We start from the raw sequence: 15,922 nt of genomic DNA on the forward strand, positions 1-15,922 counted from the left end.
CCTCACCGGCTCAACGGGCTGTTGCCACCCGGCCAGTCGGCGAAGCTGCGGCCCGAGATGCGCTCGTACGCGTCGATGTAGCGCGCGCGGGTGCGTTCGACGACGTCGTCGGGCAGCGGCGGGGGCGGAACCGTGCCGTGGCGGTCCCAGCCGGATTCGGCGGAGGTGAGCCAGTTCCGGACGATCTGCTTGTCGAAGCTCGGCTGCACCTCGCCGGGCTTCCAGGTGGCGGCCTCCCAGTAGCGGGAGGAGTCCGGGGTCAGCACCTCGTCGGCGAGGACCAGCGAGCCGTCCGGCGCCCGGCCGAACTCGAACTTGGTGTCCGCGAGGATGATTCCCCGATCACGCGCCAGGTCGGCGGCGCGGCTGTAGATGTCCAGGGTCACGTCGCGGAGCGTGCGCGCGAGGTCGTCGCCCACCTGCTCGGCCACCTGGTCGAAGGTGACGTTCTCGTCGTGGTCGCCCAGTGCGGCCTTGGTGGCCGGGGTGAAGATCGGCGCGGGGAGCCGGTCGGCCTCGGTGAGTCCGGCGGGCAGCCGGACGCCGCAGACCGCTCCGGTCGCGCGGTAGTCGACCAGGCCGGAGCCGGTCAGGTAGCCGCGCGCGACGCATTCGACGGGCACCATCGGGAGCTTGCGCACCACCATCGAGCGGCCGACCAGCCCGGCCGGGATCCGCTCGTCCTCCGGCCCGCCGGCGAGATGGTTCGGCACACCGAGTTCGTCGAACCAGAAGAAGCTGGCCGCGGTGAGGATCGCCCCCTTGTCCGGGATCGGGGTGTCCAGGATGAAGTCGTACGCGGAGATCCGGTCCGAGGTCACCAGCAGCAGCGTCTCGTCGTCGATCTCGTAGATGTCGCGGACCTTGCCGGAGGCGACGTGGGGGTAATCGGACAGTGCTGGACGCATGGCGGTCAATCCTCTGGTGCGGGAAGGGCTTACAGAATCGGTGCCGGGGCGTAGGCGGCGGCCTGCGGGTCGCTCTCGATGACCGCCGCCGCGGCGGCGAGCACCTGCCCGACCTGCGCCTCCGCGGCGCCGACGAAGGCGGACTTGTCGGCGATCAGCGCGTCGAGCGCGGCCCGGTCGAGCGGGATCCGCTCGTCGGCGGCGAGCCGGTCGAGCAGGTCGGGCTCGCGACCCTCCTCACGCATGGCGAGGGCGACCGCGACGGCGTTCTCCTTGATCGCCTCGTGGGCCGTCTCGCGGCCGACGCCCGCGCGCACCGAGGCCATCAGCACCTTGGTGGTCGCCAGGAACGGCAGGTACCGGTCGAGCTCGTTCGCGATCACCGCGGGGTAGGCGCCGAACTCGGCGAGCACCGTCAGGAAGGTCTCCATCAGGCCGTCGATGGCGAAGAAGGCGTCGGGCAGCGCCACGCGGCGCACCACCGAGCAGAACACGTCGCCCTCGTTCCACTGCGCACCGGCCAGTTCGCCGGTCATCGAGGCGTAGCCGCGCAGGATCACCGCGAGACCGTTCACCCGCTCGCAGCTGCGCGTGTTCATCTTGTGCGGCATCGCCGAGCTGCCGACCTGGCCGGGCTGGAAGCCCTCGGTGACCAGCTCGTGCCCGGCCATCAGCCGGATGGTGGTGGCGAGCGACGACGGCGCCGCGGCCAGCTGCACCAGCGCCGAGACCACGTCGTAGTCGAGCGACCGCGGATACACCTGGCCGACGGAGGTCAGCGCCCGATCGAAACCGAGATGCTGCGCCACCTTGCCCTCGAGGGCGTCCAGCTTGGCCGCATCGCCGTCGAGCAGATCGAGCATGTCCTGGCTGGTGCCCATCGGCCCCTTGATGCCGCGCAGCGGGTAGCGGGCGATCAACTCGTCGAGCCGGGTGAGCGCGGTCATCAGCTCGTCGGCGGCCGAGGCGAAGCGCTTGCCGAGGGTGGTGGCCTGCGCGGCCACGTTGTGGCTGCGACCGGCCATCACGGTCGACGAGTACTGCGCGGCGCGCTCGGTGATCCGGGCGAGCAGGGCGACACCGTGTCCGCGCACGTACCGCAGCGAGCTGAGGATCTGCAGTTGCTCCACGTTCTCGGTCAGATCGCGGCTGGTCATGCCCTTGTGGATCTGCTCGTGCCCGGCGAGATCGTTGAACTCCTCGATGCGGGCCTTCACGTCGTGCCGGGTGATCCGCTCGCGGTCGGCGATGGATTCCAGGTCGACCTGATCGACGACCCGCTCGTAGTCGTCGACGGCACCGTCCGGCACGTCGATGCCCAGGTCGCGCTGGGCCTTCAGGACCGCGATCCAGAGGCGGCGCTCGAGGATGATCTTGTTCCGCGGCGACCAGATCTCGGCGAGGCCTTCGGAGGCGTAGCGGCTGGCCAGGACATTGCTGATGGCAGGTTTACCCACGTCGAGCCAGTCTAGTGGCTCGACGGACGCTCGGGAGAATCCGCGATCCCGCGCGGCAGACGACCGCACCCGGCGCGCGGTCAGGAGACCTCCCGCGGACCGAGTCCGGCCGGCAGGTCGTCGATGTCCGCCGGTGCCAGGCACCCGAGTTCCAGCAGCTTCGGCGGGATCCCGAACATCGATCTGCACACCCGCGTGAAATGGGAGCCGTCGTAGAAGCCGGCGTCGTGGGCGGCGCGCGTGCACGACGCGCCGCCGGCGATCAGATCGATCGCCAGTCGAAGTCGCTCCCAGCGGACCACGCACGCGAAGTTCACCGCCAGCTCCTCGCGCAACGACCTGCTCACGGCGGCGCCGGAACGGTGGAAGTGCCGGGCGACGTCGGCGAGGTACAGCGGCGAATGCGGCGCGCGGCGTACCCGATCGCCGATCCAGAGCACGATCTCGTCGGCGATTCCGGCGCCGGCGTGGTCGTCGGGCAGCGTCCAGGCGTGCGCACCGCTCCGGGCGGCCGTCCGATCGGCGGTGGACACCAGCGCCTCGCCATCGCCGTCGGTGCGCAGCCGATTCCGCAGCGCCCGGCCGTGCGCCGAGTGCGGCGCGACGTACACGAAGGTGCCCTCGCCGCCGGAGGTCAGCCGGTGGGGCACGCCGGAACCGATGAGCGCGGCGGTCGCGCCGGTGTGGCTCGTCGCGCCGACGCGCAGCGACAGCCCGCCCGGGCAGTCGATCAGCTGGATCGCGTAGTGCCGGTGCTGCGCGGTCGGGCAGAAGGCGCCGACGTACATCGCCGCATTCGTCCCGTAGTCGACCACCTCGCCGCGCCAGGCCACCGTCATCGACAACTCCCTACTCGCCGCGTCCGGCACCCCGGCGTCCGGTCGCCGACGGTAGTCCCCCGCGGGCCGACGGCGCGACCGCCGGCGCCCCGCGCTCAGCGACCCAGCACCTCGTCGTAGGCCGCCCGCTCGGCGTCGTCGGTGTCGACGAGCGCCCGATCGGCACCGAGGAGGCCGAACACCCGGTCGCGGACGGCCGACGGGACGGCTTGCGCCAGACCGGACAGCGGCGCCAGGGTGCGCGGGATGTAGGTCGCCGGCGCCGGACTCGCGATCGCGGCCACGATCGCCTCGGCGATGTCCTCGGGATCGCTCTTGCGCACCATCTTCACGCCGGAGACGCCGGATCCCAGCCGGGTCTTGGCGATGTTCGGGAGCACGGTCGTGAACTCGATGCCGGTGCCGGAGTATTCGCTGCGCAGGGCCTCGGTGAAGCCGTAGACGAAGTGCTTGGTGCCGGTGTACGTCGCGATGTTCGCGAAGGCGTTGCGGCCCGCCACCGAGGCGATGTTCACGACATGCCCGGAGCCCCTGTCCTCGAAGACCTCCAGCGCGACCCGGGTGCCGTTCACGACGCCGCCGACGTTGACGGCGAGCTGCTTGTCCGTGAGGGCGACGGCCTCCTCGCGGAAGGGTCCGACGAGCATGATCCCGGCGTTGTTCACCATGACGTCGATGGCCGTGCCGTGGAAGTCCCCGGCCGCGGCCAGGAACCGCCGGAAGTCCGGTTCCGCGCGCACGTCCAGCTCCGCGGCGAAGCAGCGGCCGCGGCCGTGCGCGGCATCGATCGCGGCCGCCTGCGCGGCGGCCGCGGGCACGTCGACGTCGCCGATGCTCACGGCGGCGCCCCGCGCGGCGAGCCGGCGGGCGGTGGCCGCACCGATGCCCTGCGCTCCGCCGGTGACGGCGACGTGCAGGTGCGACAGGTCGTGCTCGGTCATGGGTTGCCTTTCTGTCGGTGGTGCCGCGCCGGTCGCGCGGCACCTCGTTGCGGTGCGATGTCGCCGGGCGGATCAGTCGGCCACGGCGGCGATCGGCTTGCGGCCGTCGCCGGCTTCCGGTCCGCACTCGGCGGCCGGTCCCGCACCGTGGGAGAGCCGGAAGCGCTGGTAGACGGGGTCGAGCCAGGACGGCCGATACCAGACGGCGTCGCCGAAGATGCGCATCGCGGCGGGCAGCAGATACAGGCGGACGACGAAGGCGTCGACCAGCACCGCCGCCGCCAGGCCGAACCCCAGGATCTTCAGGTACGTCAGGCCCGAGGTGGCCATCGCGGCCAGCACGACGGCGATCAGGACGGCCGCGGCGCCGATCACCCGGCGGGTCGCCGAGATGCCGACCTGGATGGCCTCCTCGCTGCTGCGTCCGGCGGATCGCTCCTCGGCGATCCGGGACAGGATGAACATCTGGTAGTCCATCGACAGCCCGTAGGCGATGCAGAAGAGCAGGATCGGGGCGGTCACGTTGATCGCGCCGAACGCGGTGAAGCCGCCGAGCAGCCCGGCGAAGTGCCCTTCGGAGAAGATGAACACCAGTGAGCCGAAGGTCGCGCCGAGCGACAGCACCGACAGCGCGACACCGATCAGCGGAAGCACCACCGAGCCGGTGAGCAGGAACAGCAGCACCGCCGTGACCACGACGATCGCCGCCAGGGCATAGGGCAGGTTCTTCTTGATCCCCTCGGTGCTGTCGACGAGGGCCGCGGTCTGCCCACCGGCCAGCCCGCCGTGCTCACTCACCACCTCGCGGATCGCGCGGACCGCGGCCGCCGCCCCGGGCGATTCGGGATCCACCGACAGGTCCACTCGCATCCAGCTCGCACCGTCCGGTGCCGTGAACACCATCGCGTCGAACGGACTGGGCGGCGCGGTCGCCGTCGTCGCCGGGCCGTGCGACGCCGGGACGGTCGTGGTCGTGCCACCCGCCCAGCGCACCGCGCGGACGTCGTCCACGCGTGCGAGCCGATCGGCGACCGCGCCCAGCGTCGCCGGGTCGGGCGTGTCCGGGAAGGCGATGTTCACCGCGTTCCGGCTCAGCTCGGGGAACTCGTCCGCCAGTTGCTCGGTACCGGCGCGAGCGAGGTCGCCCGAGGGCAGCTCGCGATAGTCGCGCAGGACGAAGTCGGCGCTCAGGAAGGGTGCGGCGACCGCCAGCAGCGCACCGGTGATCAGCACCGCGCTCGTCCAGACGCGCGCCCGGCTCGGCGGTCGCTGAACGACGACCGCGGACGGGTCGTGCTCGACGGCGGCCCACCGGCTCCACGCGTAGCGGCGGACGGCCCGCTGGTCGAGGGCGACCAGCATCCACGGGACGATCAGCACCGTCACGACCATCACGGTGGTCACCGTCAGGATTCCGCTGTAGGCCAGGGACTTCAGGAAGTAGCCGGGAAAGACGAGCAGGGCGGCCATCGCGATCACCACGGTGACGCCGGAGAACACGATGGTGCGCCCCGAGGTACGGATGGTCAGCGCCCGCGCCTCTTCGGCGGACATGCCGAGCATCCGGCCCTCCCGCCACCGGGCGATGATGAAGAGCGAATAGTCGACGGCCAGGCCGAACCCGATCGCGGTGGCGAGGTTCAGGGCGAAGGTCGACACCTCGGTCACCCGGGCGAGGACGCTCAGCCCCAGCATGGCGATGGCGACGGCCGCCCCTCCGGCCACCAGCGGCATCAGCGCCGCCCACAGCGACCCGAAGACGACGACGAGGATCAGCCCGACCAGTGGCGCCGCGATCAGCTCGGCCCGCACCAGCGATGCCTCGGCGATCGCGTCGATCGAGCCGTCGATCACTCCGTTTCCGCTGGCGGTGACCGTGACGTTCCGCGCATGCCCGGTGTCGCGAGCGTCGTCGACGATCGTCAGCAGATCGGCCGGCGAGGTCCCGGGCCGCACGGTGACGAAGGCGAGACCGGTGTCGCCGGAACGGAGTTCGTCGACGGGAAGATCGGTGAAGGAGGAGTGCACCTGCGTCACCTCCGGCCGCTTCGCCACCGCGTCGAGGACGCGCCGAGCCGCGGCGGAGTCGCCGCCGGCCGGGGTCAGGAGCAGAACCACGTCGGGGTCGGCCGCCGGGAACCGGTCCTTCAGCAGCCGCTCGGCCCGCACCGATTCGGCCGAGTCGGCGGTCATGCCGCCCGAGCCGAGCCGAGCGATCGTCGACGGCAACAGCAGCACTCCGGCAACCGCGAGCAGCAGCACCACGGCGGTCGTGACCAGCCGTTTCCGGCTCCTCCGGGTAGTTGATGTCAGCACCGACTCAGTGTTCATCGCCGGTGCTCGCGGCCGCTTGTACAGATCGCGCAACTGCCGCGGGACCTGCGTCACGGCCCGACGGCCGCCACGCGTCCAGATCGCAGCCTTGTCCCCCTATACCCTCAGGGGTATATTGGCCGTCAGTCATATACCCCCATGGGTATTACGAAAGGTCATCGCATGAGCATCGACGTCCCGCCGGCCCCGGCCGGCGACACCCCCGACGAACAGTCCGGCACCACAGCCACCACGACCGGCCCCGGCCCCCTCGCCCGGCTCGGAACCTGGGCGGCGACCCATCGCCGGTGGGTCTTCGGCATCTGGGCGATCCTGGTGATCGGCCTCGGCGCGGCGGCACCGTCGGTGTTCTCGTCGCTCGCCGGAGCCGGCTGGCAGGCGAACGGCTCCGAGTCGGTCCACGTCCGCGAACTCGCCCAGGAACACTTCGGCGGCAACTCCTCGGCGGCGATCCAAGTCGTCCTGCATTCCGAGTCCGGGCCGCTGAACCAGACCGGAGAGTCCCAGATCCTCGCCGGGCTCGACCGGATCGCCCACGCCGACGACCGCTTCGCGGCGGTGATCCCGCCGCAGCCCGGCATGACCGTGAGTCCGGACGGGCGCACCGCCATCGCGATCATCGGCGCGAACGCGAACACCGACGAGATGGTGAAGGCCGTCGACGACCACAAGAAGGAGATCACCGCGCTCTCCCGCGACGGGATCGACGTCTATCCGACGGGCTCGTCGGCGCTGTGGAGCGACTTCAACAAGGCCAACCACGACGCGATGATGAAGGCCGAGATGTTCTCGTGGCCGCTGACGCTGGCCATCATGATCGTGGCCTTCGGTTCCATCGTCGCCGCCGGACTTCCGCTGCTGCTGACGCTGGCGGGTCTGGTCGCGTCGGCGGGTGCGCTGGTGCTGCTCAACATGATCACGCCGATCTCGGTGTGGGCGATGAACTTCGCCATGATGTTCGCCCTGGCCCTGGGCATCGACTACGCGCTCTTCATGGTCGCGCGGTTCCGCGCGGCCTACGCGCTGCAGGAACCCGACGGGCTCGACGACGCCGGCAAGAGACGTGCCGCGGTCCGTGCGACCTCGGAGACGATGGACACCGCGGGTAAAGCGATCCTGCTGTCCGGGCTCACCGTTCTGGTCAGTCTGTCCGCGGTGCTGATGGTGCCCGCGCCGTCGGTCCGGACCATGGCGGTCGGCATCATGCTGGCCGTGGTCTTCGTCCTCGCGGCGAGCCTCACCCTGCTGCCCGCCACCCTGGCCGCACTCGGCGGCAAGGTGAACGCCGGCTCGCTCCCCTGGTCCAAGGGCCACCACGGCGCGTCGCCGCTGTTCACCAAGTGGGGACACTTCCTGCACCGCCACCCGTGGGGACCGGCCGTCATCGCCATCGGCATCCTGGTCGCCCTCGCCGCGCCCGTCTTCGGACTCAAGGTCGCCATGCCGTCGATCGCGGTGGTCCCCCAGGACGCCCCGGTCCGCCAGGGCTACGAGATCATCGCCCAGGAGATGGGCCCCGGCGTGCCGGGCATGCTGACCGTCATCGCCCCGGCCGGCGAGGCGGCGCAGGCGTCGTCCGTCGCGGCGAAGAACCCCGGGATCGCCATGGTGATGCCCGCCGCACCCGCCGCCGACGACTCCGGCCTGGTGATGATCCAGGCCGTGCCGAAGGCCGATCCGTCGGATCCCTCGATGCGCGGCACGCTGCACTCGCTGCGGCGGGCCATGCCGGACGGTGCGATCGTCGGCGGCCCGTCCGCGGAGAACCTCGACCTGCAGGACGCACTGAACACCTGGTTCCCCCGGGTGGCCGGAACCATCCTGGCGCTGGGATTCCTGCTCCTGCTGGTCGCCCTGCGCGCACCGGTGATCGCGCTCCTCGGCACCGTCGTCAGCCTGCTGTCGACCGCGGCCGCGTTCGGCGTCGCCAAGCTGATCTTCGGTGACGGTATCGGCGCCAGCCTGCTCGGCTTCCAGCCGCAGGGCTTCCTGAACGGCTGGGGCCCGGTGTTCTTCTTCGCGATGATCTTCGCGATCGCGATGGACTACACGGTGTTCCTGCTGGCCACCGCCAAGGAGCACTACGAACACCACGACGACCCGCACCAGGCCCAGGTCGACGCGATGGCCTACTCGGGCCGGATCATCTTCGCCGCCGCCGCGGTGATGGTGGCCGTGTTCTTCTCGTTCGCCCTCGCCGATCCGCTGCCGCCGAAGGAGATGGGCATCATCCTCGGCGTCGCGGTGCTGCTCGACGCGCTCCTGATCCGCCTGATCCTGCTGCCCGCCATTCTCCGGATCTCCGGGCACGGCGCCTGGTGGAGCCCGCGGTGGCTGGATCGGCTGCTGCCGAAGATCAGCTTCAAGCATTGAGACCGTCGGCGAACGACGCTCCCACCGTCGATACCCCGGCGGGCATAGAATGCGGGAGACGAACGAAAGGACTCACCATGATCGGCGACGACGAGGCCACCGCCACCATCATCAACCGCCTGCGCCGGGCGCACGGACAACTGGCCGGCGTCATCAACATGATCGAGGACGGCCGGGACTGCAAGGACGTGGTGACGCAGCTCGCCGCGGTGTCCCGGGCGCTCGACCGCGCCGGATTCAAGATCGTCGCCACCGGCCTGCGCGAGTGCCTCGCCGAGGACGAGCGGCCCGACGGCGAGAAGACCGGCGAGAGCCTCAATGTGGACCAGCTGGAGAAGCTGTTCCTGGCGCTGGCCTGACGCGCGCCGACCCCCACCTTCCGGAAATGTAAGGAGAACCCCATGCAGATCGCCCTCTCCACCGCCGTCCCCGGCACCGTTCCCGAGGTGGCCGGCCGCGTCCGCGCCGCCCTCGCCGAACAGGGTTTCGGCGTGCTCACCGAGATTGACATGTCGGCCACGCTGAAGAACAAGATCGACGTCGATATGGAGGACTACCTCATCCTCGGCGCCTGCAACCCCCCGATGGCGCACCGCGCGGTGAGTGCGGAGAAGCAGATCGGGCTGCTGCTGCCCTGCAACGTGGTGGTCCGGCAGGATCCCGCCGAGGCCGGCCGCGTGCTGGTGGAGGCGATGAACCCGCAGATCATGGTGACCGTCGTGGACGACAATCCGGCACTGGCGGAGGTCGCCGACGAGGTGACGACCCGGCTGCAGGCCGCGATCGACGCCCTCTGACCGTATCTCGGCGGACAGCTGTCCCTACTGTGGCGTAGATGTTCCGGCCGTGCGCATGACCTGGGGAGATCCCGGATCCGGCCGCGAGTCGCCTCGTCTACGCCACGGTCGGGACAGCCTGGCACGGCGCCCCGGGCACGGGGCCGCGCTCGTCCGCGCGGCACCGCTCGCCTACAGCGAGATCCGGCCCTCCTCGGCGGCGAGGCCGATGTCGGTGCGGAAGTGTGAACCGGGGAGCGTGACGGCGGCGAGCCGCTGGTAGGCCTGCGCGCGAGCGGCGGCCAGATCGGGGCCGCGGCCGACCACCGACAGCACGCGGCCGCCGGCCGAGAGCACCTCGCCGTCGGCGCCGAGCTTGGTGCCCGCGTGCAGGATCCCCTCGCCGTCCGCGCCGGTAATGGCGTCGCCGGTGCGCGGGGTGCCCGGGTAGTTCTCGGCGGCCAGTACGACCACCACCGCACTGCCGTCGTACCAGCGCAGCGGCGCCAGGTCGGCGAGAGTGCCGGTGGCGACGGCGTTCAGGGCCTCGCCGAGGGGGGATTCGAGCAGGTCGAGCACGGCCTGGGTCTCCGGGTCACCGAAGCGGCAGTTGAACTCGACAACGGCCGGCCCCTCGTCGTCGATCGCCAGACCCGCGTAGAGGAGACCGGAGAACGGGGTCCCGCGCCGGACGAGTTCGGCGGCGACCGGGGCCACCACCTCGTCGACGATCCGCTGGACCATCTCGGGCGGCAGCCACGGCAGCGGCGTGTACGCGCCCATGCCGCCGGTGTTGGGGCCCTGATCGCCGTCGCCGACGCGCTTGTGATCCTGGGCCGGCAGCAGCGGCACCACGGTGTCGCCGTCGACCAGGCAGAACAGCGAGACCTCCGGGCCGGACAGGAAGCTCTCCAGCAGCACCGGATGACCGTGCTCCAGGCAGTCCGCGGCGTGAGCGCGGGCGGCGGCGCGATCCGGCGTCACCACGACGCCCTTACCGGCGGCGAGACCGTCGTCCTTGACCACCCAGGTGGGGCCGAAACGGTCGAGCGCGGCGTCAAGCCCGGCCAGCTCGTCGACCACCTCGGCGCGTGCGGTGCGCACCCCGGCGGCGGCCATGACGTCCTTGGCGAAGGCCTTGGAGCCCTCGATCTGGGCGGCGGCGGCACCCGGACCGAAGGTCGCGAAACCGGCGTCACGCAGCGCATCGGCGACGCCGTGGACCAGCGGCACCTCGGGTCCGATCACCACCAGATCCGCCTCGACGGAACGGGCCAGCCCGACGACCTCCTCCGGTGACGCGACGTCGACCGGGTGGTTGACGGCCACCGCGGCGGTGCCGGCGTTACCCGGTGCCGCGTGCAGCTGCGTCACCGAAGGGTCGCGGTCCAGACCGAGGAGGAGGGCGTGTTCGCGGCCGCCCGAGCCGATCACGAGTACTCGCACGCAGGTCAGCCTAGGGCATCGCTCTCGTCGGTCGCGACCTCGGCGATCACCACCGGTATCAGTGGCGCCAGGCACACCACCACCGTGCCCACCAACACCGGTGCTCCCACCGCCGCGAGCACCAGACCCAGCACGATCGGCGCCGTCGCACCGATACCCATCGGCCACAGCACCCGATGTCCGCCGACCAGCCATCCGTGGATCCCGATCAGCCCCAGGCAGAACACCGCCAGCGGAACCGCCGTGGTCGCCACGACCGCGACCGGGCCGATGGTCGCGTGCCGCTCGATCCACAACGCCACCACGTGCAGGCCGCCGCCGACGGCCGCGCACGCCATGAACAGCGGCAGATAGCCGTAGCCGAATCCGAAGCACTTCTCCGGGCGCCGCGCCAGAATCGCACCGTTGGGCATCAGGAAGAACAGCCACCACATCATGAACGTCACGCCCATCGCGGCCAGTCCGAGAACCGCCGTCTCGTGACTCCAGCCCTCCCGGCCGACGACCGCCTGCAGCACCGCGACGGTGCCCACCACTCCTTCGCCGAGGGTGATCACCATCAGCGTGGCGTAGCGCTCGGCGATGTGCTCGGGATTCCACGGCGTGGCCCGGATGCGCGTCTCGGCGACGAACGGGCCGGCCATCTCCACTCCGACCAGCACCAGCCCGATCGCCAGGGTGGCCCAGAGCCCGGTCGGCAGGAATATCAGGATCACCCAACCGACCTGCGCGATCGCGGTGAACAGGGCGTAGGCGAGTGCGGTCCGCCGGTAGTCCGGGGCCTGCAGCGCCGCCCGCAGCCATTGGGTGATCATCCCGAGCCGCATCACGATGTAGCCGATGACCAGCACGGTCACGTCCACATGGCCGCCCTCGTGGATCGACGAGAAGACGGGCGGGATGCCGATCGCGATGATGCTGACGCCGATCATCTGCAGCAGGGTGAGCAGCCGGTAGAACCAGTCGTCGGTGTCGAAGGCCGACGAGAACCAGGCGAAGTTGATCCACGCCCAGATGGTGGCGAAGGTGGTCAGCAGATAGCCGGCGATCGCGGGCAGCCAATGTCCCTCAGCGGCGTACTCGGCCAGCTGCACCCCGGCCACCGAGAAGGCGACCACGAATACCAGGTCGTACAGGATCTCCAGGCTGCTGCCGGCGCGCCCCTCTTCATGAGGGTCGCGGCCGGTCATCTTCATCAGCTGTGAACGCACTGGCACGCGCCTACGGTAATCGGTGCCGTAGGCGCGTGCCAGCGCAAGAGCCGCGAGTTCGCGACCGGGCGGTTACTTCTTCGGAGCGGTCAGGTCGTACAGGGTGACCCCGTCGACCGTGGTCGGCGTGAAGTTCGCCTCGACCCACTCGCGGATCTCCGACGACGTCCCGGAGCGGCCACCGCCGCCGAAGCCGCCGCCGAAGCCCTCACCGAACTCGCTGTTCCCGCCGATGAAGTAGTGGATCTTGTGCTGCTCGACGTACTTCTGGAACTGCGCCAGCGTCGGCGACGGGTCGGTGCCGTTGAATCCGCCGATCGGCATCACCGAGTAGCCGGATTCGATCTGGTACCCGGAGGCCTCGTTGGACCCGACCGCCGCAGCCACCCAGGTGAACCGGTCGGCGTCGGTGCGCAGCGTCGCGATCACCTGTTCGCTCGGCTTGGAGCCCATCAGCAGGCCACCGCCGCCACCGCCGCGGCGACTGCCGCTCTGGTGGCCCGTGCCGAAGCCGGGCATCGTCATGCCGTGCTGCCCGGTACCGCCGGGCATGCCGGGCATCCCCGCGCCGCCCGGGAAGCCGTTCGGCATACCGTTTCCGCCGCCGAAGCCGCCGCGTCCACCGGGCATGCCGCCGCGCATTCCGGGCATGTGACCGCCGCCGGGGCCGAACCCGCCGGCCACTCGCGGACCCGCGCTGATGATCGAGCCCTCGGCGGGCGTGCCGATCGTGTCGAACGTGTAGGCGGCCGGGCCGGCCAGCGCGGCGACGATCGCCGCCGCCGCGACGGCGTATCCGGCGACACCCTTGCGCACGACGATCAGCGCCACGGCGGCGAGCACGCCGACCATCAGCACCACCCAGCGCAGCCACGGCACGAAGTCCGGCGCACGGTTCAGGAGCACATAGCCCCAGATCGCGGCCGTGGCCGCACCGGCGGCCAGCACCAGCCGCACCCACAGCTTGTCTCGCTGTCCCCAGCAGACGGCGGCCGACGCGGCCACCAGGCCGGCGAGCGCGGGGGCGATCGCCGCGGTGTAGTAGCTGTGGAAGATGCCCTGCATGTAGCTGAACACGACCATCGTGGTGAGCATCCAGATCGCCGAGAGCACGATGAACGCACGACGGCGATCCGTGCGCGGCGCACGCCCGATCAGGACCAGCGCGGCCACCGCGAAGATCAGCGCGGTCGGGATCAGCCAGGCGATCTGGCCGCCCTGCTCGGGCTGGAACATCCGCCAGAAGCCGGCCTGCCCCCACATGCCGCCGCGGCGTCCGCCGGGGAAGCCGCCACCGGGGAAGCCCTCGGCGCCGGTGCCGCCGAACATGCCGCCGGCCCCGTACGACCCGCCGTGCCCACCGAGCACCACCGGTCCGCGCTCGTTGCCGTCGAGCCGGCCGAAGCCGTTGTACCCGAAGGTCAGTTCCAGGATCGAGTTGTGCTGCGAGCCGCCGATCCACGGCCGCGAGCCGGCCGGCCACAGTTCGACGGTGAGAATCCACCAGCCAGCGCTGACGATCAGCGCGCCGAGCGCCGCGAACAACTGCCCCACCCGGCGCAGCCAGGTGCCCGGAGCGAAGGCGAAGAACGCGATCACCAGCGCGGGCAGCACCAGGAACGCGGCGAACTGCTTGGTGAGGAAGGCGAAGCCGACGGCCACGCCGCTCCAGATCAGCCACTTCCATCTGCCGGTGTCGATCGCCCGCATGATCGCCCACACCGAGGCCGTCAGCAGAAGCAGCAGCAGCGCCTCGGGGTTGTTGAACCGGAACATCAGGGCCGCGACCGGCGTCAGCGCGAGCACCAGGCCCGCGCCGATCCCGGCCCAGTGGCCGAAGTACCGCTTCACGATCACATACAGCAGCCAGACGGTGGCCACGCCCATCAGCACCTGCGGCACCAGCACCGACCACGAGTTGAGGCCGAACACCCGCACCGACAGCCCCGGAATCCACAGCGAGGCGGGCGGCTTGTCGACGGTGATCGAGTTCGCCATGTCCGACGACCCGAAGAACCACGCCTTCCACGACTTGGAGCCGGCCTGGATGGCGGCGGTGTAGAACGAGTTGGCCCAGCCGTTGGCGGACAGGTTCCACAGGTAGGCGATCAGGGTACCGACCAGGAGCGCGCCGAGACTCAGCCGCTCGACCAGCAGGGTCCGCGGACTCGACTGCGGCGCGGCGCTGCCCGCCGGTTCCGCCGCGGCGGGCGGCTCGGCGGGCGGGGCCGGCGGAGCGATCGTCGTACTCATGAAAGAACCTCCAGGTTCGGGTTGCGTCGTACGAAGACCCAGCGGAGTCCGACGAAGCGGGTAACGGTCGCCACCAGGTTGGCGACGATGAGAACGGTCAGTTCGAGGCCACGGCTCGCGTGCGGGATCCCGGCGTGCAGTCCGGCGAGCGCCCCCGCGGTCACCGCCCAGCCGAAGAGGAAGACCGCCCAGCCGAACACGTGGTGCCGGACCATGCCGGACCGGCCGCGGATGCCGAAGGTGAAGCGCCGGTTGGCCGCGGTGTTCAGCACGGCGGTGATCGCCAGCGCCAGGAAGTTGGCGATCTGCGCGCCGACGTAGCCGTGCAGCAGCAGATACAGCAGCGCGTAGGCGGCGGTGGAGACGACGCCGACGGTGACGAAGCGGATCACCTGGCCGGTCATGCCGGTCGGCACCCCGCGCAGGTCGGGGCCGTCGTCGCGTTCGCGGCCGAGATTGCGGCGCAGCTGATCGATCGGCAGTCGTCCGGCGGCCAGCGCCCAGCCGACGCGGGCGCAGCCCTTGAGGTCGGCGACGGCGGTGGCGACGATGTCGACGGAGCTGTCCGGGTCGTCGACCCAGTCGACCGGGACCTCCGCGATCCGCAGACCGATCCGTTCGGCGAGCACCAGCATCTCGGTGTCCCAGAACCAGCCGGTGTCGGCCACGTACGGGAGCAGTTCGCGGGCGACGTCGGTGCGCATCGCCTTGAAGCCGCACTGCGCGTCGGAGAAGTGCGCGCGCATGCCGAGCCGCAGGATCAGGTTGTAGCTGCGGGAGATGAACTCGCGCTTGGCGCCCCGGACCACGTGCGACGACCGGCTCAGCCGGGTACCGATCGCGACGTCCGAGTGGCCGGAGATCAGTGGCGCGATCAGCGGCATGAGCGCGTTCAGATCGGTCGACAGGTCCACGTCGCAGTAGGCGACGATCTGCGCGTCGCTGCTCCCCCACACCCGGGTGAGCGCCCGGCCACGCCCCTTCTCGTCGAGGTGCACCACCCGGACGGCGGCACCGTCGCGCCCGTCGAAACGCTCGGTGAGCCGCTGCGCGATCGCCAGCGTGGCGTCGGTGCTGGCGTTGTCGGCGACGGTGATGCGCGCGGTGTACGGCACCTGCGCGGCCAGATGCTCGCGCAGCCGCAGGACCGTGCGTTCGAGGTCGCGCTCCTCGTTGTAGACGGGAACGACGACGTCGAGCACCGGTGGCGGTGGCGCCTTGGGCTCCGTCTCCGCCGGCTCGGGATCGATGGTGGTTGTCATGGTGCAGAGCCTGTTCGACGCCGCTGGAGCCCGCCTGGACTGTTGCTGGGAGCTTCCTGTGTGCGCTCAGCTGCCTGTGGACAACCGGGCATCACTCGTGCGGGCCTGTGGACGACGCCGCC

The 15,922-nt window shown here is 70.8% G+C and carries 12 protein-coding genes; 3 read left to right on the forward strand and 9 right to left on the reverse strand.

All coding sequences use genetic code 11. The features are described from left to right. Window positions 1-2 precede the first annotated feature (2 nt). The 5 genes from ACSEEN_RS10570 to ACSEEN_RS10590 form a co-directional block, all read right to left on the reverse strand. Window positions 3-908 carry a phosphoribosylaminoimidazolesuccinocarboxamide synthase gene (locus tag ACSEEN_RS10570; RefSeq protein ID WP_298445138.1) on the reverse strand — a complete coding sequence of 302 codons (906 nt, stop codon included), beginning with the start codon at window positions 906-908 and terminating at the stop codon, window positions 3-5. 29 nt (window positions 909-937) lie between these two features. Next, complete coding sequence (gene purB, locus ACSEEN_RS10575; RefSeq protein ID WP_298445144.1) at window positions 938-2,365, reverse strand: adenylosuccinate lyase; 1,428 nt, start codon at window positions 2,363-2,365, stop codon at window positions 938-940. Between the two features lie 80 nt (window positions 2,366-2,445). Further along, entirely contained in the window at window positions 2,446-3,204 is a 759-nt protein-coding gene (locus ACSEEN_RS10580) for a helix-turn-helix transcriptional regulator (RefSeq protein WP_440713138.1), read from the reverse strand. A 95-nt stretch (window positions 3,205-3,299) separates the two neighbouring features. After that, complete coding sequence (locus ACSEEN_RS10585) at window positions 3,300-4,145, reverse strand: SDR family NAD(P)-dependent oxidoreductase (protein ID WP_440713139.1); 846 nt, start codon at window positions 4,143-4,145, stop codon at window positions 3,300-3,302. A gap of 72 nt (window positions 4,146-4,217) precedes the next feature. Continuing rightward, complete coding sequence (locus tag ACSEEN_RS10590; RefSeq protein ID WP_440713140.1) at window positions 4,218-6,476, reverse strand: MMPL family transporter; 2,259 nt, start codon at window positions 6,474-6,476, stop codon at window positions 4,218-4,220. 165 nt (window positions 6,477-6,641) lie between these two features. On the opposite strand from ACSEEN_RS10590, the gene ACSEEN_RS10595 reads away from it, so the two are divergent. The 3 genes from ACSEEN_RS10595 (at window position 6,642) to ACSEEN_RS10605 (ending at window position 9,649) form a co-directional block, all read left to right on the forward strand. Beyond that, window positions 6,642-8,852, forward strand: a complete 2,211-nt coding sequence (locus tag ACSEEN_RS10595) for an MMPL family transporter (protein ID WP_440713141.1) — start codon at window positions 6,642-6,644, stop codon at window positions 8,850-8,852. A gap of 77 nt (window positions 8,853-8,929) precedes the next feature. Beyond that, window positions 8,930-9,211, forward strand: a complete 282-nt coding sequence (locus ACSEEN_RS10600) for a metal-sensitive transcriptional regulator (RefSeq protein ID WP_247865195.1) — start codon at window positions 8,930-8,932, stop codon at window positions 9,209-9,211. A gap of 42 nt (window positions 9,212-9,253) precedes the next feature. Then, the gene (locus ACSEEN_RS10605) at window positions 9,254-9,649 is read left to right on the forward strand and encodes a DUF302 domain-containing protein (protein ID WP_440713142.1); all 396 of its coding nucleotides are present in this window, start codon (window positions 9,254-9,256) and stop codon (window positions 9,647-9,649) included. Window positions 9,650-9,820: 171 nt separating this feature from the next. Here ACSEEN_RS10605 and purD read toward each other — a convergent pair whose 3' ends face one another. From purD to ACSEEN_RS10625, 4 genes are all read right to left on the reverse strand, one after another. Beyond that, complete coding sequence (purD, locus tag ACSEEN_RS10610) at window positions 9,821-11,074, reverse strand: phosphoribosylamine--glycine ligase (RefSeq protein ID WP_247865197.1); 1,254 nt, start codon at window positions 11,072-11,074, stop codon at window positions 9,821-9,823. A gap of 5 nt (window positions 11,075-11,079) precedes the next feature. Beyond that, complete coding sequence (locus tag ACSEEN_RS10615; RefSeq protein ID WP_247865198.1) at window positions 11,080-12,291, reverse strand: low temperature requirement protein A; 1,212 nt, start codon at window positions 12,289-12,291, stop codon at window positions 11,080-11,082. A gap of 66 nt (window positions 12,292-12,357) precedes the next feature. Continuing rightward, window positions 12,358-14,538: an ArnT family glycosyltransferase gene (locus ACSEEN_RS10620; RefSeq protein ID WP_440713143.1), complete on the reverse strand. Its 2,181-nt coding sequence runs from the start codon at window positions 14,536-14,538 to the stop codon at window positions 12,358-12,360. After that, window positions 14,535-15,800, reverse strand: coding sequence for a bifunctional glycosyltransferase family 2/GtrA family protein (locus ACSEEN_RS10625; RefSeq protein ID WP_247865200.1), 1,266 nt, complete (start codon window positions 15,798-15,800; stop codon window positions 14,535-14,537). The genes ACSEEN_RS10620 and ACSEEN_RS10625 overlap by 4 nt, the downstream gene beginning before the upstream one ends. Window positions 15,801-15,922: the final 122 nt, after the last annotated feature.

Source organism: Gordonia marina, from assembly GCF_052036135.1.
In the GTDB taxonomy this organism is placed as follows: Bacteria; Actinomycetota; Actinomycetes; order Mycobacteriales; family Mycobacteriaceae; genus Gordonia.